Origin of the sequence: Hymenobacter nitidus, assembly GCF_020447315.1 — a bacterium.
GTDB lineage: Bacteria > Bacteroidota > Bacteroidia > Cytophagales > Hymenobacteraceae > Hymenobacter > Hymenobacter nitidus.
On sequence record NZ_JAJADQ010000005.1, the window covers coordinates 201,621 to 220,033 of the forward strand.

Here is an 18,413-nt window from a genome sequence, read left to right on the forward strand (position 1 = left end):
TTCTGGTTTACGAAGCTGGGGGCGTTTCGTCGGCCGCCGCTGGCTTTTTGCGGGGTGGACGCGTCCGTTTTTTTGGCGGGACCTTGGCCGCTGCTGGTTCGGGGGCTACTTCTGGAGCTGCTGCCGGAACTACTTCCGGAGCTGCTGCCGGTGCTTTGGCTTTGGGAGTAGCCTTGGCCTTAGGAGCCGCTTTGGGGCGGGACTTTTTCTTGGGTTCGGGCTTTTCTGCCACTGGCTCGGGCGCTATGGCCTCAATTGGAGCTACTACCGCCGCCACTACTTCCGGAGCCGGAGCTGCTGACTCTATCGGCGCAGCTGGCAGGGCCTCTACGGGCGCTTCTACCGGAACCACTGCTTCTACGGGCAGTGCGTCGTCAGTCTCCGGTGCAGGTTCAGCGTACAGCGGCGTCTGCTTACGGCGGGAGTTACGGGGAGGAGTCGTAATGAGGCGGTCCTTAACAGCCCGGGGCTTCTTTTCAGCTGCCTGGGACGCTTTTTTGATACGTGCCGGCGTGTTGGCCTCACTTGGGGCGGGGGCCACTATTTCCTCGGACTCATCCATAAGCTGCAACCAATCGGGTTTGGCCACCCGGGCAGGAGCAGGGGCAGAAACCCGAACCGGGGCGGGCACAACCACAGGAGCTGCTGCCGCCACTGGCTCAGCAAGCACTGCTGTTTCCGCTGCAGCCGGTTCGGCTGTTGGCAGTGCTTCTGCAGGGTGAGCAGGAGCGGACTGATCTTCGGGCTGCGAAGATGGCGCTACGATATCGTCGGCTGGAGCAGGCTCTACACTTTCCGCGGTAGATACGCTACCCGACGCTTCGGCTAATTGCTGGGCGTAGAGCTGGGCCGCCTTTTTACGAGCCGTACGCTTGGCACCACCACGGCTTCGGCGCTTCTTCTTCGGGAATGCCGGGGTTTCGCCCTGCTGATCAGCTTCGTCGGCCTCGTCCGTATCTTCCGCATCAGAATCGTCTTCTGCCTGTACTTCTGGTTCCGGCGTCGGCAGCGGTGATACTGGTGCCGTTACGGCGGGCACAAAAGCTGGCCGGCCCTTCACCTCGCGGGGCTGGCTCTGGGGCTCACCAATGTCAATGCGCTCCTCGTCATCATCGGGTTCCGGCTCCGGCACTATAGTCGGCTGGGGCACGGGCAGTGCGGCTAGCTGGCGTTCCACCTCCCGGATTTCAGCCTGCACATTGGCCTGCGAAGCCAAGCGGTGCAGTCGGCCCAGCGTTGCTTCCAGAAACTCCCGGTGCTCGGGGGCTTCCTGGTAGAGCGGCCGGTGCCCAAGTGCCTGCCGAACCGATTCCCATTCCTTACGGAACCGGCCGAAAGCGGCGTCGAAGTAAGTGCGCGTAAACCGCTCCCAGATATAGGTTTCGGCTGTTTCGGATGGGTGCAGCATGTCGGCCGCGTAGAAGCGGTAGTCACGCAGATCATCCACCAACAGCTCGTAGGCCGGAAAGTACGACACGTCGGGCAGCAGCTCGCTCAGGTAGTGGCACGCCACGCGCAGCACCGATTTGCTGACCGAGTTCAACGGCAGTGTGTCTTTCAGGTGCCGCACCGGGCTTACCGTCAGAATAAAGCGCAGCTTGGGGTTGGCCCGCCGCAGGTAGGCGTGCGTCTCGGCCACGGCATTGATAATCTCGTCCGGCGTAAGCAGAACTTTCTCAAACCGGTCGGCCGGTACCTTGTGGCAGTTGTTTACTACCTCATCGGTTTCCAGCAGCCGATACGCGTAGGCAGTGCCCAGCGTGAGAATCACCACATCCGTCTGCTGCAGAAAAGCGCCTACTTCCTGCACGAGGCCCTGAATGCGCTGCAGCAGCGTCACGGGCGAATCGGCCCCGATGGTGGCGTGCAGGTCGTAGCTTTGCCAGCGGCCCCGGGCTTCTACCAAGTGCTGCTGCCAGTCCATTTCTTCACCGGCGGCCGCGCGTAGCAGCTGGCAAGCCGATAAAGGATTGAAGACGGTGCCAAAAGGATTGACCAGGGTATGCACCTTGGCCGCCGCCAGGCGGCTCCCAATAGTATCCGAAAAGCACGAGCCCACCGTCAGCACTCGGGTAGAGAGCGGCAGTTGTTGCGGGTGCGGCGTAAGCGGTAATTCAGTACGAAACATTCTACAGGTATAAGGCCTAACAACGGCCAACGAACAAGCAACCTACTCAACTCTGTTCTTTCAGCCAAAACCAGCCCGTGAAGAGCAGGGGAGAAAGAGCTCAGAAAGCCTACGGCCAACCACGCTCCTTGGGTTGATCTTCCCTGGGGTAAAGGTATACACCTCTCACCAAGAAGACGTTTCCCTTTTCGGGTGCGCTAGGAGTAGGCAACGGGCGGTGATTATAAAATTGCCCGTAGCAAATAGCAAAAAAGCCTGACTACCGCGGTAGTCAGGCTTTTCTTTACTCAAGAAGTAGGAGCTTACTCAGCTACTACGTTGAAGCGCACCTGGTGCTTCACTTCCTTGTGCAGGTTGATGGTCGCGGTGTACTCACCAGCCGACGTAGGCTCCTGGTCGAAGGAGATACGCTTGCGGTCTACGTCCACGCCATTTGCTTTCAAAGCTTCCGCCAGCTGCAGGGTAGTTACGCGGCCGAAAATTTTGCCGCTCTCACCTACTTTAGCTTTCAGCTCGAAGGCTGCATCACCGATTTTGTCGGCAATTGCCTGCGCGTCGCCTTTCACTTTGTCAGCTTTATGAGCAGCCTGACGTACGTTTTCGGCAACGATTTTCTTGTTCGTCTTGTCGGCCAGAATAGCCAGACCCTGCGGCAGCAGGTAGTTACGACCGTAGCCGGACTTTACAGTAACGATGTCGTTCTTGTAGCCCAGATTCTTTACGTCGTCTTTCAGAATTACTTCCATGTCAGTCTCTGTAAGAAAGGTTTACTTCAACGAATCGGTTACGTAGGGCATTAAAGCCAAGTGACGGGCTTTAGCCACGGCTTGAGCAATTTTGCGCTGGAATTTCAGGCTGGTGCCGGTGATACGACGGGGCAGAATGCGGCCCTGCTCGTTCACGAACTTCAGCAGGAAGTTCGGGTCTTTGTAGTCCACGTACTTAATGCCGTTCTTCTTGAAGCGGCAGTATTTCTTGCGCGTGTCCTGCTTGTGGATTTTCTCGTTGGCTAGGCTCATGGTCTTATTGGGCTACGGCTTCCGATTGTTTTTGAGCCTTCTGCTGGTTCATCTCGCCATTGCGACGACGCTGGCTGTAGGCCACCGCGTGCTTGTCGAGAACGGTCGTCAGGAAGCGGATGACACGCTCGTCGCGGCGGAAAGCCAGTTCGAGTACGTCAACGATGTTACCTGAGCCAGTGAACTCCACCAGGAAATAGTATCCGGTGTTTTTCTTCTGAATTGGGTAAGCAAGCTTCTTGAGGCCCCAGTTTTCGGAGTGGATAATGTCGGCGCTATTTTCCTTAAGCACCTGCGAGAACTTCTCGATCGTCTCTTGCACCTGCGTCTCGTTCAGAACGGGAGTGAGGATGAAGACCGTCTCGTAATTTCTTACTTCCATTAGACGGGATGAAAAAATTAAATGAGAAAAATGAATCAGGGCGCAAAGATACTATTATTCTGGGGTTCTACTCAAGACCACGTGTAAAATTATTGGGACCCGGGAAATATCGGGGCGAAGGTGAAGCAAAGGCAAACCTTTGAAGCTAAGATAAGTTAGCATAAGGAGTAGTATTAATCCGTGGGAGCTTCAAGCTCGGGTGTAGAGGGCAGCAATGTATTCCTATTATATAAGGAGATGCGCTGCGTTGGTTTTTAGAATGATTCTAAGCAAGCTGCAACGGGCGAAAATTAGCCCGGGCAGGTTTGCGGTCTGCGTTTCCCGACCTACATTTGTGGCCTTGAAGTACCCCTGCCTTTCTTTTTCCCAGTCACATTGTGCTATGAATAGCATCCGACTTCGTCCACTCTCCCACTTCTTTCTAGCGCTGTTTCTGACATTTGCTGCCGTGGGTAACTCCACCGCTCAGCAAGCAGATGCCGCTCCCGTCGCTACGGCGCCGGCTGCTAGCAAGGATGGCGTGACGCCCGGCTCAACAGCCGCCGCCGCCCCAGCTGCCGCTGCGGGTGCCACCACCGGTGATGCCGCTGCTATCAGCGCTGGTAACGCTCTGTTCGCCCAAAACTGCGCTCAGTGCCACGCCATCAATGATGTAGTAGTAGGCCCCGCCCTTAAAGATATTCACAAGCGTCGGCCAATCTCCTGGCTGATTCCGTGGATCAAGAACTCCAGCAAACTGGTTGCCAGCGGCGACGAGTACGCGGTGAAGATCTTCAACCAGTACCAGAAGCAGCAGATGCCGAGCTTCCAGCTCTCCGACGCTGAAATCACCTCGATTATCTCCTATGTAGCTGCCGAAAGTGATAAGCCTGCCCAGGCTACTGCCGGTGGTGCAACGGGTGATAATGCCGGTAAAGTTGACGGCCAGGATGCTGGTGCCACCGCTGGCGCTGGTACCGGCAGCAGCACCATCGACATTCTGCTGATTGTATTAGTAGTTGTGCTGCTGGTGCTGGTGGTAACCCTGGTTATCATCGCCAACATCATGAAAGACGTGCTGCGCGGCCGCAAAGACCTTGATGGTCGCGACGTGGAGCAGCTAGAGTCGCGCTTCGACCTGGGCAAGATCTACCGGTCGCCCGTGGTGCGTGGCCTGGCGTTGGGCCTGTTCGTACTGGTTGTGCTATATGAGTCGGTACAGGGTGTGATGGCCATTGGCTTGGCCCAGGGCTATCAGCCTACTCAGCCGATTGCCTTCTCGCACAAGCTGCACGCCGGTGAAAACCAGATTAACTGCTCGTACTGCCACACGTCGGTATACAAGAGCAAGAGCGCTAACATTCCTTCGGCCAACATCTGTATGAACTGCCACTCGCAGATCAAAACGGAGTCGCCCGAAATCAAGAAGATATACCGCGCCATCGAGCGTAAGCAGCCAATCCAGTGGGTTCGGATTCACAACCTGCCTGACTTAGCCTACTTCAACCACTCGCAGCACACCCAGGTGGGCGGCATCGAGTGCCAGACCTGCCACGGTCCGATTCAGAATATGGAAGTGGTGTACCAGTATTCGCCTCTCACCATGGGCTGGTGCATCAACTGCCACCGCGAAACGCCTCTCAACACGAAGGGCAACGGCTACTACAACAACCTCGTGAAGCTGCACGATAAAGCCAACGGTGCTGCACCGTTTACGGTATCGTCGAACGGCGGCACGGAGTGCTCGAAGTGCCACTACTAGCATACTAGGTCTTAGGTGCCCGAGCCAGCAGTGCTGCTTTCGGAGCGCCTAAGACCTGTTTTCTTCTTTAAAAACAAGCATACCAACTTAGAGACTTACCGGACCTGAATCCAAGTCGCTAAGTCCCTAAGACCCTAGTCCCCAAAAAACACGATGCAAGAGTCGCCTAAGTACTGGAAGGGAATTGAGGAACTGGAAAGCTCACCGGAGTTCGTAAAAGGCGCGTTCAGCGAGTTTGCGGATTTTCTGCCGGTGAAGGAATCCCACGGCTCTTCCGACGCCGCGGTAGCCCCGCGTCGCGACTTCCTCAAACTCATGGGCTTTGGTATTGCCGCTGCCACCCTGGCTAGCTGCGAAACCCCGGTCCGCAAGGCAATTCCCTACCTGAACAAGCCTGAAGAGGTTGATCCGGGTATTGCCAACTTTTACGCCTCCACTTATTTCACCGGTACCGACTACAACAGTGTGTTGGTAAAAACCCGTGAGGGCCGGCCAATTAAGCTGGAAGGCAACCCTGAGTCGCCCATTACGCGGGGTGGCCTGTCGGCCCGGGCTCAGGCCTCGGTGCTGAGCCTCTACGATAAAGGCCGTCTGCAGCACTTCGCCATCAAGGGTAAGAAAGCTGCTACCGACCAAGTCGACCAGGAAATCCGCACGAAGCTGGCCGGTGTTACCGGTCGTATTGCCATCGTGTCGCCGACTATCATCAGCCCAAGCACCAAGAAGGTAATTGCTGAGTTTGCCTCGCGCTACCCCAACACGGAGCACGTGATGTACGATGCCAACTCCCAGTCAGCACTGCTGCGGGCCAATGGTGGCGTACTGCCTTCCTACGATTTCAGCAAAGCTGCTGTTATCGTGAGCTTGGGCGCCGACTTCCTCGGTACTTGGCTTTCTCCGGTTGAGTATGCTCGTCAGTACATCACCAACCGCAAGGTATCGGCTGACAAGAAGACCATGTCGCGTCACTTCCAGTTTGAAACCGCGCTGTCACTGACTGGTTCCAACGCCGATGTTCGGGTACCGGTTAAGCCCTCGGAAATGGGTGCTACTGCCTTGGCATTATACAATGGCGTAGTAGGCAGCGGTGCTGCCAGTTCGGCCCAGCTGAAGAAAGCTGCCGATGAGCTGAAAGCCGCTGGCAGCCGTGGTTTGGTTGTGTCGGGTTCCAATGATGTAGCCGTACAAACGCTGGTAGCCGCCATCAACCAGGCTATCGGCAGTGCAGCCGTTGACGTTGCTAGCCCATCGATGCTGCGCCAAGGGGATGATGCCCGCATGCTGCGTCTGGTGAACGATATGAATGCTGGCACCGTTGGCGCCGTGATTTTCTATCATGCCAACCCCGCCTACGACCATCCGCTGGCTGATAAAGTGAAAACGGGTGTCGCCAAAGTAGCGCTGAGCATTTCGCTTAACGACCGTTTGGACGAAACCACTTCGCTTTGCACCTACGCTTGCCCCGACCACAACTATCTGGAGTCGTGGAATGACTATGAGCCGAAGCGTGGCTTCCTGAGCCTGAGTCAGCCCACGATTTCGCCGCTGTTTGCTACCCGTCAGGCGCAGGACAGCCTGCTGACCTGGGCTGGTAATCCGCAGAGCTACTACAATTACCTGCGCGCTTCCTGGCGCGGTCTGCTGGGAGGCAACTTCCAGGCTGGCTGGGATAAAGCCGTACACGATGGTGTGGCAGTCGGCTCTTTGTCGCCGGCTCCGGTAGCACAGGCTGCTCCGGCCATGAGCACCGACCAAGCTATTGCCGCCATCAATTCCGCCCCGAAAGGCTCAGGCATTGAACTGGCCCTCTACGAGAAGGTTGGCGTTGGCGTTGGTAGCTGCGAGGCTAACAACCCTTGGCTGCAGGAATTGCCCGACCCGGTTTCGAAAGCTACCTGGGGCAACTACGTAGCCGTTCCCCGCAAGATGGCAGTAGCCAAGGAGTGGGAGCAGGGCGACGTTCTGAAAGTAACTGCCAACGGTAAATCCATTGAGTTGCCCGTGCTGATTCAGCCCGGTCAAGCCAACGATACTGTCAGCATCGCCATTGGCTACGGCCGCGAAATGGCGGGCAAAGTGGGCGACAAAACCGGCGCTAACGCCTACCCACTAGCCGTGGTACGCGACAACGCCGTAATCTTCGCTAACACTGTAACGCTGGAGAAGACGGGTGCTCAGTCGCCCATCGCCCAGACCCAGACGCACCACACCATCATGGACCGCAAGCCGGTCGTGCAGGAGTCGACGCTGGCCAAATATATTGAGAACCCTAAGGAGGTAACCGAGTACGACAAGATTGCTACGCCGGAAGGCCTAGAGAAGCCCAACAAGGTTTCGCTGTGGCAGGACTATGAGTACAAGAACCACCACTGGGGCATGGTTATCGACCTCAACTCCTGCATTGGCTGCGGCTCGTGCGTAGTGGGTTGCCAGGTGGAGAACAACGTTGCCGTTGTGGGTAAGCAGGAAGTAATCAACCGTCGCGAAATGCACTGGTTGCGTATTGACCGCTACTACAGCTCGGACGCCAGCAAGGAGGATTTCGCGGAGAAAGGCAAACTGGCTACGTATGCAGCCATGGAAGACCCGTCGGAGAACCCGTCGGTTATTTTTCAGCCTATGCTCTGCCAGCACTGCAACCACGCTCCCTGCGAAACGGTGTGCCCTGTACTGGCTACCACCCACAGCTCGGAAGGTCTAAACCAGATGACCTACAACCGTTGCGTAGGTACCCGCTACTGCGCTAACAACTGCCCATACAAGGTTCGTCGCTTTAACTGGTTCTCGTACTACTCCAACGAGAAATTCGAAGACGTAAACGGCCACATGTTCACGGATCTGGGCCGCATGGTACTGAATCCCGACGTGACAGTCCGGGCTCGGGGTGTGATGGAAAAATGCTCGTTCTGCGTACAGCGAATTCAGCTCGGTAAGCTGGAAGCCAAGAAGCAGAAGCGCCGTCCGAAAGATGGAGAAGTGGTAACCGCCTGCGCGCAGTCGTGCCCCACCCAAGCCATCGTATTCGGCGACATGCGCGACCCGGAGTCGCAGATCTCGAAGATCATGCGCCGTGAGGATGGTGAGCGTGGCTTCCACGTTCTGGATGCCATCAACGTGCAGCCTAACATCACGTATCTGACCAAGATCCGTAACACGGAAACTGAAGTTCGCAACGCTTAATAACAGGGTCAAGGAGCTTAGGAACGGAGGGTAGGGGTGATGCTCAACCATTGGTTCGAAACAGACGACAGACCCTCCATTCCTAAGACCCCAACTAACCAACAAAAACTATGCAGCACGTATCGCCTGTACGGGAGCCGCTCGTAACCGGGGGGAAAACGTACCACGACGTCACTCAAGACGTGTGCCGCCAGGTAGAGGCCGCCCCGAACGTTCGGTGGATGGCCGCCCTGAGCGTAGCGCTCTTTTTCCTCGGTATCTTTCTTTACTCCGTGTACCGCACCCTGTGGTATGGTATCGGAGAATGGGGTCTGAACAAAACCGTCGGCTGGGCCTGGGACATCACCAACTTCGTGTGGTGGGTAGGTATCGGTCACGCTGGTACTCTGATTTCGGCAGTTCTGCTGCTGTTCCGTCAGAAGTGGCGGAGCTCCATCAACCGCGCCGCAGAAGCTATGACGATCTTCGCCGTAATCTGCGCCGCCATGTTCCCGGTACTGCACATGGGCCGTCCTTGGCTGGCTTACTGGGTATTCCCGCTGCAGAACACCTTCGGCTCGCTGTGGGTGAACTTCAATTCGCCGCTGCTCTGGGACGTATTCGCTATTTCGACCTACTTTACTGTGTCGCTGGTATTCTGGTACACAGGTCTAGTACCCGACTTCGCTACCATCCGTGACCGGGCTAAAGGTCCGATTGCCAAAGTAGCTTATTCGCTGCTGAGCATGGGCTGGACAGGTTCGGCTAAGCACTGGAGCCGCTACGAAACGGTGTCGCTGATTCTGGCTGGTGTTTCGACCCCGCTGGTACTGTCAGTACACACTATTGTATCGATGGACTTTGCTACCTCGGTAGTACCAGGCTGGCACACCACTATCTTTCCTCCTTACTTCGTAGCTGGCGCTATCTTCTCGGGTTTCGCCATGGTACTGACCCTGATGCTTATCACGCGGGTTGTATTTAAGCTGGAAGATTACATCACGATGGAGCACATCGCCCTCATGAATAAAATCATGATGATTACTGGCTCTATCGTAGGTGTGGCTTACATCACGGAGTTCTTCATTGCCTGGTATTCGCAGGTTGAGTTTGAGCAATACGCCTTCATCAACCGCGCTACCGGTCCTTACTGGTGGGCTTATGCCTCGATGATGACCTGCAACGTGATTACGCCCCAGCTGGTGTGGATTCGCAAGGTTCGGTACAGCATTCCGCTGACGTTCATTCTGTCCATCATCGTAAACATTGGTATGTGGTTCGAGCGTTTCGTGATTATCGTAACCTCGCTGCACCGCGACTACCTGCCTTCGAGCTGGGTTATGTTCTCGCCATCCATTATCGACATCGGTATCTATGTCGGTACGCTGGGCTTGTTCTTCACGCTGTTCCTGCTCTTCGCTAAGTTCTTCCCCGTGATTAATATGGCTGAAGTGAAGACCGTGCTGAAATACACGGTTGACAACGGTCCGACCTATACTGGTCATGATCCGCACCACGACCTGATTCACAAGCCAACCACCCACGGAGTGCCTGCCAATGCTCCGGTAAACTACGATAAGCATGACTAAGCGCTTCGCCCTCGGCATCTTCGACGACGAAGACGTGCTGTTGCACGCCATTGAGAACGTCCGCGCGGCGGGTGTTAAAATCTACGAAGTATTTACCCCGTTCCCCATCCACGGCATCGACGATGCTCTGGGTATTGAACGGTCCCGGTTGCCCATTGCCGCTTTCTTCTACGGCATGTGCGGTCTGGCCTTCGCTCTGTGGATGCAGATTTACATGCTCGGTTTCGATTGGCCCATGATTATTGGTGGTAAGCCGCACATTGCGCTGCCCGCCTTTATTCCAGTATCCTTCGAATTGACGGTGTTCTTTACCTGCCACGGCATGGTAATCACCTTCTACACGATCAGCAAACTGTATCCTCGCTGGAGAACTCCAGTTCTGGATGTACGCTCGACGGACGACAAGTTCGTCATGGCTATTGAGATCAACGAAAGCACTGACCTCAACAACCTGAGCAAACTGCTGCGCGAGAACGGCGCCTCGGAGGTGAACGAAAAAGAAATGACTAAGAACTAATGACGCACACGCTGAAACTAGGTCTGCAGGCGTCGGCTATTCTATTTGCCTCGGTGCTGACTACAGCTTGTAACAAGGCTGATGATACGGGCTTGGAGTACGCGCCGCAGATGTATGAGTCCATTGGCTACGAACCGCTGAAGCAGATTCATACGAACACGGTGAATCCGATGGGGCTGAACATGCGCACTCCGGTAGTGGGCACTGTTCCCCGTGGGAAGCTCAACTACTACTCCCACATCCCGAAGGATAGCGTAACCACGGCTGAGCGCCGTCTGCGCAATCCTTATTCCTACACCAAAGCCAATCTTGAAGAAGGGAAGGTTTTGTACACCCGAATCTGCTCGCATTGCCATGGCGAGGCGGGCGCTGGTGACGGGCCGGTAGGGCAGAAGTTCAAGGGCGTACCTAACTACACGGTAGGTGCCTATAAGACTATGAACGAGGCCCACGTCTACCACGTGATTCAGTGGGGTAAAAACCGCATGATGCCGCACGGCTCCATTGTGAATCCCGAAGAGCGCTGGAAGATTGCTATGTATGTCCGCGTACTGCAAGCTGGTAAAGGCCCTGATGGACTGGCTGATTTTGTGAAAGTCAGCAATGACTCCACTCAGATGACTGACCGTGCTACCCAGGCTCCAGTTTTGGAAGCTCAGGCCGATAAAGCATCATCCACTCCCGGTCAAGGTGACCAGGCACGAAACGGAACGGCGAACTAACTATGGCAACTCTGACGCATCATGAAAGCGCCACGGCTGAATACCTGGAGCTTTCGCCGAAAACCCGCAGAACATTCATCAGCATCATCGTTGCTGGGGTGGTCCTGCTGGCCATTGGACTAATTATGGCCGCCTTCTACGGCGGCGGACACGAAGCTGCCGGAGCCGCCCATGGCGCTGGTGCTGCTCATGCAGCAGGACCCGAGGCTGGGGCCGGAGCAGCCCACCACGAGGGTAGCCCAGCATGGCTGAAGCGCCTGATTGTGAGCCTGTGGCACAACAACGTATTCTTCGTGGGCGTGTCGGCTATTGGTACCTTCTTCGTCGCGCTGCAGTATGTAGCCTACGCGGGTTGGTCGGTAGTTATTAAGCGTATCAACGAAGCCATGAGTGTTTGGCTGCTGCCCGGCCTCGTTATTTTCCTGGCCGTCTTCTTCCTGGGCCGTCATGACCTGTTCCACTGGACTCACGACGGTATCATGGACCCCAAAGCCGCCAACTACGATGCTATCATCGCCGGCAAGAGCGGCTTCTTGAATACGCCTTTTTACCTGATTCGCATGGTCGTGTACCTGGGCATCTGGTGGTTCTTCTCCGAGCGTCTGCGCAAGATTTCGCTGGCTGAAGATCTCAACGGCGGTACCGAGTACTTCCATAAGAGCATCAACGTAGCTGCGCTGTTCCTCGTGCTCTACGCCGTAACCTCGTCAATGTCGGCCTGGGATTGGGTAATGTCAGTTGACGTACACTGGTTCAGCACCATGTTTGGCTGGTACGTATTCGCCTCCTGGTGGGTATCGGGCATCGCCCTGACTACCCTGACGGCTATCTACCTAAAGCAAGCCGGCTACCTGAAGTATGTAAACTCGAACCACCTGCACGATTTGGGTAAGTTCATGTTCGGCTTCAGCATCTTCTGGACCTACGTATGGTTCTCGCAGTTCATGCTGATCTGGTATGCCAACTTGCCTGAAGAAGCAGTGTACTACAACCAGCGTCTGGGCGGCTTCAACGGTGCCTATACGTGGATGTTCTTCTTCAACCTGGTTATCAACTTTGTTTTCCCCTTCCTGCTGATGATGACGCGGGATGCAAAGCGTCAGATGATCATGCTGAAAATCGTGAGCATTGCCATCCTGATTGGTCACTGGTCCGATTTCTATTTAATGCTCATGCCTGCAACTATGAAGGGCGAGAATGGGTTCGTAATAGAGATAGGCGTGGCTTTGATCTTCCTGGGTAGCTACCTGCTGTTGTTTACCAAGCGCTTGGCGCAAGCCTCCCTGGTACCGGTAAATCACCCGTTCCTGGACGAAAGCGTGCACCACACGACTTAATTAGACATGAGTATTGAGAAGTGAGAAGTTAGACTTGATTGTGTAACGAAATCTCACTTCTAACCTCTCAACTCTCACCTCTTCATTCAACTAATGATTGCTCTTGGTATTCTTCTGGTACTCGTGCTGCTGCTGGTCGTATTTGGCCTGCTGTTCCGTATCCAGATACTGACATCCATTTTCTCGGGCAGCTCTACGCGCGAGATTGGCACGAGTAACCGTGTTAACGCCATCCTGTTCATCCTATTCATGGTGATTGGGGGTGCTGCGTTTGCTTACTCCTTCATTGAGAACTACGGCAAGATGAACCCGCCGATTGCGTCGGTTCACGGCTTTGCAATGGAGCGCCTGTTCTGGACGACGATGATCATCATCGGTATTGTATTCGTCCTAACCCACATTGCGCTGTTTGTGTACTCCTACAAGTATCAGCACAAAGAAGGTCGTCGCGCTTACTTCTTTCCCCACAACAACAAGATTGAAATCATTTGGACGGTGATTCCGGCTATTGTAATGGCTGGTCTGGTATTCGCCGGTTGGAAAGAGTGGACCAAAATCACGGGTCCGGCTCCCAAAGACTCGGTTGTGCTGGAAGTAATGGGCAAGCAGTTCAACTGGCTTGTGCGTTACCCCGGCCGCGACCAGAAGCTGGGCGTGGTAAACTATCGGCTGATTGACGCTACCAACGAGTTCGGTTTTGACCTCAGTGACAAAAGCGGTCTGGATGACTTTGTTGCCGGTGAGGTGCACGTTCCCAAAGGTCACCCCGTGCTGCTCAAGATTCGCTCACGTGATGTGCTGCACGCAGTATACATGCCGCACTTCCGCGTGCAGATGTACGCTGTGCCCGGTATGCCTACCAAGTTCTGGTTTACGCCAACCAAGACGACTGACGAAATGCGTGCTCAGTTGGGCAATCCTAAGTTCAACTACGAGCTGGCCTGCAACCAGATCTGTGGTCGTGGTCACTTCGCTATGAAGCTGAACATTATCGTGGACGAGCCAGACGACTACGTAGCTTGGTATGCGCAGCAAAAATCTTTCTCGGAGCAGAACCCTGATGTGCTGGCTACCTTCAAGCAGAAATCAGATAAACTGGTAGAAACTGAAAACGCTTCGGCTGCTGCCGCTGTTGTTACTCCGGCTACCAAGGCCTCGCTCTAACTCTTATTTAACGCACGCTCTCTTTTATGGCTGCTAATCTTCCTACTCACTCGCAAGTGCAGGGTGGCATCGGGGTAACCGAGCCAAGCACCACGCACGACGAGCACCTGCACCACGACGAGCACCATGATCAGCACTGGCTGTTCAAGTACGTCTTCAGCCAGGACCACAAAGTAATTGCCAAGCAATTCCTGATTACCGGTATCTTCTGGGCAATCATTGGTGGTACGCTCTCCAGCTTGTTCCGTCTTCAGCTCGGTTGGCCTGAGTCTACTTTCGAGTGGCTGTCGCCTTTCCTTGGTAAGTGGATTGAAGCGGGTAAGCTAAACCCCGAATTCTACTTGGCTCTGGTCACGATGCACGGTACCATCATGGTATTCTTCGTGCTGACGGCTGGTTTGTCGGGTACGTTCTCCAACTTCCTGATTCCGCTGCAGGTTGGTGCCCGCGACATGGCTTCGGGCTTTATGAACATGCTTTCTTACTGGTTTTTCTTTATCTCCAGTGTTATCATGTTCATCTCCCTGTTCATCGAGACGGGGCCAGCCGCTGCTGGCTGGACAATTTACCCGCCGCTGAGCGCCCTGCCCCAGGCTATTCCTGGTTCGGGCTTGGGCATGACGCTGTGGCTGGTATCGATGGCCTTGTTCATCGTGTCGCAGCTGCTGGGTGGGGTGAACTACATTACCACGGTAATCAACCTGCGTACCCGCGGCATGTCAATGTCGAAGCTGCCCCTGACCATCTGGGCCTTCTTCCTGACCGCTATTCTGGGTCTGCTGTCGTTTCCGGTTCTGTTCTCGGCGGCTTTGCTGCTGATCTTTGACCGCTCGTTTGGTACCTCATTCTTCCTGTCGGATATCTACATTGCCGGACAGGCACTGAATCACCAGGGTGGTAGCCCCATTCTGTTCCAGCACTTGTTCTGGTTCTTGGGTCACCCCGAAGTGTACATCGTTATCATGCCTGCCATGGGTATGGTATCCGAGATTCTGGCCACCAACGCCCGTAAGCCAATCTTTGGCTACCGCGCTATGATTGGCTCGCTGCTGGGTATTTCACTGCTGTCGTTCGTTGTGTGGGCTCACCACATGTTCGTAACCGGCATGAACCCCTTCCTCGGCTCGGTGTTCATGTTCCTGACGCTGATCATTGCCGTTCCATCGGCCGTGAAGACTTTCAACTGGCTGGCGACGCTGTGGCGCGGTAACATCCGCTTCACCACGGCCATGCTGTTCTCGATTGGCTTCGTGTCGCTGTTCATCTCGGGTGGTCTGACCGGTATTATCCTCGGTAACGCCGCCATCGACATTCAGATGCACAACACTTACTTCGTGGTAGCTCACTTCCACTTGGTAATGGGTAGCTCGGCCTTCTTTGGTCTGTTTGCCGGTGTGTACCACTGGTTCCCCAAGATGTTCGGCCGCATGCTCGACGAGAAACTGGGCTACATCCACTTTTGGTTGACGTTTATCGGTGTATACCTGGTGTTCATGCCAATGCACTATGTAGGTATTGCCGGTTTCCCCCGTCGTTACTACGCCTGGACTGGCTTCGACTCATTCAGCCAGTTTGCTGACCTGAACAAGTTTATCTCAGCTGCAGCTATTCTGGCCTTCTTCGGTCAGTTTATCTTCATCTTCAACTTCTTCTACAGCATCTTCCGTGGCCGTCGCGCTACCGAGAACCCCTGGAACTCGACGACGCTGGAGTGGACGACCCCAGTCGTGCCTGGTCATGGCAACTGGCCCGGCGAAATTCCCGCTGTGTACCGTTGGCCTTACGATTATAGCAAGCCCGGTGCCGCTGAGGATTTCATTCCGCAGAACGTGCCGTATTCGCAGACCCAGTCTTCGAATCTGCCCTACGAGCGTGACTCGGAAGACTAGTCTTCTAAAAGCCATCTGAAACGGGCCGCTGTCAACACGGCGGCCCGTTTTTGTTTTCTCTAATGAGGAAATCCGGTACCGGAACCACCGGCCTGGGTTTCCTCATTTTGCATTCAGACAAACAGGGTTTTCACTTGTTTATCTGGTAAGTAAAAGCACCACAATACGTATGATAGTACCTGCCTTTGTGCGCCGCTTCCGGTTCATCGGGATAGTAACAGTAACGGCCGTTTACCTGCTGATTCTGGTCGGAGGGATAGTACGCAGCACCGGCTCCGGCATGGGCTGCCCCGACTGGCCAAAATGCTTCGGAACCTGGGTTCCGCCCACTGCGGCCAGCCAGTTGCCTGCCAATTACAAGGAGATATACACCGCTCAGCGCGTGGCCAAGAACACCAAGCTTGCCACCACGCTCCAGCGTCTGGGCTTTAAGCAGGTGGCCAGCGAGATTTTCGCGCACCCGACGCAGTACATCGAAACCGACTTCAATGTCACCAAGACCTGGATTGAGTATGTAAACCGGCTGGTTGGGGCGCTGATTGGGGTCTTTGTCTTCCTCACCGTCGTGTTTGCCCTACCGTACTGGCGGCGCGACCGTACGGTATTCTGGCTAGCCTTCTGGTCGTTTCTGCTAACTGGCTTCCAAGGGTGGTTGGGCTCTTTGGTGGTTTCTACCAACCTGCTGCCCATCATGGTAACGATTCATATGGGGTTGGCCCTACTGATTGTGGCTATGCTGATCTACGCTGTTATCCGCTCTCAGCGGGCTGATACCACAGTAGAGCCGGTACCGGCCATGCACAACCTGGCCCCCTGGCTGTGGCTTATCACCGTACTCACGTTCGTGCAGATTGTGCTGGGCACGCAGGTGCGGGAAGAGGTGGATATGGTATCTTTTACTGCTAACCACCTGAACCGGGCAGCGTGGGTTGAGCAGCTTGGGGCGGTATTCAAGTTTCACCGCACTTTCTCGGCCTTGCTGCTGCTACTGAATGCTTACGTGGCTTACCGGCTGTACAATCTGCCTTCGGGGCAGCTGCGCTACATGGCTAAGGTGAATATGGCCTTGATAGGGCTGGAAATTCTGGCGGGCATCATCCTGGCGTATTTTGCCCTGCCGGCCGCCGTGCAGCCAATTCACCTGACGCTGGCTACGGTTTTGTTTGGAACCCAGTTCCTGACCATCGTTTTGTATGGTCGGGCAACGAAATTCGAGCGGCAGGCCGCTTATCCGGGCGTTGTTGCGTAACTTTGCGGCCCCGTTTGAGGCTGATCTGGCGGGAGTTTTGATTGCGTAGAATGACGAAAGCCAAGGCCTATTTCCAGTTAATCAAATTCCGGCTGGCATTGACGGTGGCCTTTTCCAGCGCCATCGGCTATTTGCTGGGCGCCCAGGAGTTTGATTGGAGCCGGGCGCTGCTCGTGCTGCTGGGTGGCCTGGCCGTGACGGGCTCGGCGAATACCATTAACCAGATTCACGAGATTGAGCTCGACAAGCTGATGAAGCGTACGGCCAAGCGGCCGTTGCCAATGGGAGTACTGAGTCCCGCCGAAGCCTGGGTGTTTGCCATCGTTACGGGCGTCATCGGGCTCTTTATTCTCGGGTACTTTTTCAATACGCTCGCGGCGGCACTTTCCTTGTTGTCGCTCATTCTCTACGGCTTTGTTTACACGCCGCTAAAGACTATTTCCCCCATTTGCGTGGCCGTAGGCGCCATTCCGGGTGGTATGCCGCCCTTGCTGGGCTGGGTAGCTGCTACCGGCTTTCTGGGTACTGAGGCCTGGGTGCTTTTTGGTATTCAATTCATGTGGCAGTTTCCGCACTTTTGGGCCATTGCCTGGGTTTTAGATGAGGACTACAAGAAGGCCGGCTTCAAGATGCTACCTACCCCGGGGGGCAAGGACCTGCGGACGGCTTTCCAGATCATGACCTACACGCTGCTGCTGATTCCGTTGAGCCTGCTGCCACTGGAACTAGGTATGGCGGGCAAAACCTCGGCCCTGATTGCCGTAGTCTGCGGTGTGCTGTTTCTAATGCAGACTTTTTACCTGATGCGGACCTGCTCCAAGAAAGCGGCCATGCGCATCATGTTCGGGTCGTTTCTGTACCTGCCAATCGTGCAGATTGCGCTGGTTTTCGACAAAATTTAACGTTTCAGGATGGCAACTTCCGAAATATTGCAAGACAAAGAAGCCGGTGCCGGAATGCACCCCAAGCGGCTTCTGCTGGTGTTGATGATGATCAGCATCTCCATGATTTTTGCTGCCTACACCAGCGCCTACATCGTCCGGCGCGAGGAAGGCAACTGGCTGGAGTTTGACCTGCCCGCCGGGCTGCTCTATACTTCAGTTATCATTGCCCTGAGCAGCCTCACAATGCAGTGGGCCTGGTTTTCGGCGCGCAAAGATGAAGTGCGTCGCGCGCAAATCGGTGTGGCCCTGACCTTTATCCTCGGCTTTGTCTTTCTGGTGGGTCAGTGGAACGTGTGGGGTGATTTGGTAGCCAACAAAATTCACTTCGGTGGCGTTGATGCAAATCCGTCGGGCTCGTTTCTGTATGTGCTGACCGGCGTACACGGTTTTCACTTAATTACGGGCCTCATTTTTCTGCTCATCGTATTGCGTAAAAGCCTGAACTACCAGGTACATTCCCGCCAGATGCTCTCCATTGGCAATGCCACAATCTACTGGCACTTCCTCGGCGCGCTTTGGTTGTACCTGTATTTGTTCCTACTTTTGAACCACTGATTTCGTTTTTACTTCGCT

15 protein-coding genes are annotated in these 18,413 nt (G+C 55.1%); 11 read left to right on the plus strand and 4 right to left on the minus strand.

Features of this window, described 5'->3' with window-relative positions; all coding sequences use genetic code 11:
* Positions 1-7: 7 nt before the first annotated feature.
* The 4 genes from LGH70_RS11425 to rpsF all read right to left on the minus strand — a co-directional run bounded on the left by LGH70_RS11425 (position 8) and on the right by rpsF (position 3,529).
* On the minus strand, positions 8-2,128 hold the full coding sequence (locus LGH70_RS11425) for a GSCFA domain-containing protein (protein WP_226185639.1): 2,121 nt from the start codon (positions 2,126-2,128) through the stop codon (positions 8-10).
* A 302-nt stretch (positions 2,129-2,430) separates the two neighbouring features.
* A complete protein-coding gene (gene rplI / locus LGH70_RS11430; protein WP_226185641.1) occupies positions 2,431-2,874 on the minus strand; it encodes a 50S ribosomal protein L9 in 444 nt (147 codons plus the stop codon).
* A gap of 21 nt (positions 2,875-2,895) precedes the next feature.
* Positions 2,896-3,147 (minus strand): 30S ribosomal protein S18, encoded by a 252-nt coding sequence (gene rpsR / locus LGH70_RS11435; RefSeq protein ID WP_100338887.1) that lies wholly within the window; start codon positions 3,145-3,147, stop codon positions 2,896-2,898.
* A gap of 4 nt (positions 3,148-3,151) precedes the next feature.
* Positions 3,152-3,529 carry a 30S ribosomal protein S6 gene (gene rpsF, locus LGH70_RS11440; protein WP_135464846.1) on the minus strand — a complete coding sequence of 126 codons (378 nt, stop codon included), beginning with the start codon at positions 3,527-3,529 and terminating at the stop codon, positions 3,152-3,154.
* 382 nt (positions 3,530-3,911) lie between these two features.
* On the opposite strand from rpsF, the gene LGH70_RS11445 reads away from it, so the two are divergent.
* The 11 genes from LGH70_RS11445 to LGH70_RS11495 all read left to right on the plus strand — a co-directional run bounded on the left by LGH70_RS11445 (position 3,912) and on the right by LGH70_RS11495 (position 18,395).
* Positions 3,912-5,270 carry a c-type cytochrome gene (locus tag LGH70_RS11445; protein WP_226185643.1) on the plus strand — a complete coding sequence of 453 codons (1,359 nt, stop codon included), beginning with the start codon at positions 3,912-3,914 and terminating at the stop codon, positions 5,268-5,270.
* 153 nt (positions 5,271-5,423) lie between these two features.
* Positions 5,424-8,450: a TAT-variant-translocated molybdopterin oxidoreductase gene (locus LGH70_RS11450; protein ID WP_226185645.1), complete on the plus strand. Its 3,027-nt coding sequence runs from the start codon at positions 5,424-5,426 to the stop codon at positions 8,448-8,450.
* 110 nt (positions 8,451-8,560) lie between these two features.
* Positions 8,561-10,018 (plus strand): NrfD/PsrC family molybdoenzyme membrane anchor subunit, encoded by a 1,458-nt coding sequence (gene nrfD, locus LGH70_RS11455; protein WP_226185647.1) that lies wholly within the window; start codon positions 8,561-8,563, stop codon positions 10,016-10,018.
* Complete coding sequence (locus LGH70_RS11460; RefSeq protein ID WP_226185649.1) at positions 10,011-10,535, plus strand: DUF3341 domain-containing protein; 525 nt, start codon at positions 10,011-10,013, stop codon at positions 10,533-10,535. The genes nrfD and LGH70_RS11460 overlap by 8 nt, the downstream gene beginning before the upstream one ends.
* Entirely contained in the window at positions 10,535-11,257 is a 723-nt protein-coding gene (locus LGH70_RS11465; RefSeq protein ID WP_226185651.1) for a c-type cytochrome, read from the plus strand. The genes LGH70_RS11460 and LGH70_RS11465 overlap by 1 nt, the downstream gene beginning before the upstream one ends.
* Before the next feature lie 2 nt (positions 11,258-11,259).
* Positions 11,260-12,594: a quinol:cytochrome C oxidoreductase gene (locus LGH70_RS11470; protein ID WP_226185653.1), complete on the plus strand. Its 1,335-nt coding sequence runs from the start codon at positions 11,260-11,262 to the stop codon at positions 12,592-12,594.
* Between the two features lie 93 nt (positions 12,595-12,687).
* Positions 12,688-13,758, plus strand: coding sequence for a cytochrome c oxidase subunit II (locus LGH70_RS11475; RefSeq protein WP_226185656.1), 1,071 nt, complete (start codon positions 12,688-12,690; stop codon positions 13,756-13,758).
* 26 nt (positions 13,759-13,784) lie between these two features.
* A complete protein-coding gene (locus LGH70_RS11480; protein WP_226185658.1) occupies positions 13,785-15,647 on the plus strand; it encodes a cytochrome c oxidase subunit I in 1,863 nt (620 codons plus the stop codon).
* A gap of 169 nt (positions 15,648-15,816) precedes the next feature.
* Positions 15,817-16,896, plus strand: coding sequence for a COX15/CtaA family protein (locus tag LGH70_RS11485; RefSeq protein WP_226185660.1), 1,080 nt, complete (start codon positions 15,817-15,819; stop codon positions 16,894-16,896).
* Positions 16,897-16,946: 50 nt separating this feature from the next.
* The gene (cyoE, locus tag LGH70_RS11490) at positions 16,947-17,798 is read left to right on the plus strand and encodes a heme o synthase (RefSeq protein WP_226185662.1); all 852 of its coding nucleotides are present in this window, start codon (positions 16,947-16,949) and stop codon (positions 17,796-17,798) included.
* A gap of 9 nt (positions 17,799-17,807) precedes the next feature.
* On the plus strand, positions 17,808-18,395 hold the full coding sequence (locus LGH70_RS11495) for a cytochrome c oxidase subunit 3 (RefSeq protein ID WP_226185668.1): 588 nt from the start codon (positions 17,808-17,810) through the stop codon (positions 18,393-18,395).
* Positions 18,396-18,413: the final 18 nt, after the last annotated feature.

What these genes read in the sequence shown, in the direction of transcription:
- LGH70_RS11480 (WP_226185658.1), top strand. Translation starts at nt 13,785, where the DNA reads ATGGCTGCTAATCTTCCTACTCACTCGCAAGTGCAGGGTGGCATCGGG.
- LGH70_RS11450 (WP_226185645.1), top strand. Translation starts at nt 5,424, where the DNA reads ATGCAAGAGTCGCCTAAGTACTGGAAGGGAATTGAGGAACTGGAAAGC.
- LGH70_RS11495 (WP_226185668.1), top strand. Translation starts at nt 17,808, where the DNA reads ATGGCAACTTCCGAAATATTGCAAGACAAAGAAGCCGGTGCCGGAATG.
- rpsR (WP_100338887.1), bottom strand. Translation starts at nt 3,147, where the DNA reads ATGAGCCTAGCCAACGAGAAAATCCACAAGCAGGACACGCGCAAGAAA.
- rpsF (WP_135464846.1), bottom strand. Translation starts at nt 3,529, where the DNA reads ATGGAAGTAAGAAATTACGAGACGGTCTTCATCCTCACTCCCGTTCTG.
- LGH70_RS11460 (WP_226185649.1), top strand. Translation starts at nt 10,011, where the DNA reads ATGACTAAGCGCTTCGCCCTCGGCATCTTCGACGACGAAGACGTGCTG.
- nrfD (WP_226185647.1), top strand. Translation starts at nt 8,561, where the DNA reads ATGCAGCACGTATCGCCTGTACGGGAGCCGCTCGTAACCGGGGGGAAA.
- rplI (WP_226185641.1), bottom strand. Translation starts at nt 2,874, where the DNA reads ATGGAAGTAATTCTGAAAGACGACGTAAAGAATCTGGGCTACAAGAAC.
- LGH70_RS11470 (WP_226185653.1), top strand. Translation starts at nt 11,260, where the DNA reads ATGGCAACTCTGACGCATCATGAAAGCGCCACGGCTGAATACCTGGAG.
- LGH70_RS11425 (WP_226185639.1), bottom strand. Translation starts at nt 2,128, where the DNA reads ATGTTTCGTACTGAATTACCGCTTACGCCGCACCCGCAACAACTGCCG.
- cyoE (WP_226185662.1), top strand. Translation starts at nt 16,947, where the DNA reads ATGACGAAAGCCAAGGCCTATTTCCAGTTAATCAAATTCCGGCTGGCA.
- LGH70_RS11475 (WP_226185656.1), top strand. Translation starts at nt 12,688, where the DNA reads ATGATTGCTCTTGGTATTCTTCTGGTACTCGTGCTGCTGCTGGTCGTA.
- LGH70_RS11485 (WP_226185660.1), top strand. Translation starts at nt 15,817, where the DNA reads ATGATAGTACCTGCCTTTGTGCGCCGCTTCCGGTTCATCGGGATAGTA.
- LGH70_RS11445 (WP_226185643.1), top strand. Translation starts at nt 3,912, where the DNA reads ATGAATAGCATCCGACTTCGTCCACTCTCCCACTTCTTTCTAGCGCTG.
- LGH70_RS11465 (WP_226185651.1), top strand. Translation starts at nt 10,535, where the DNA reads ATGACGCACACGCTGAAACTAGGTCTGCAGGCGTCGGCTATTCTATTT.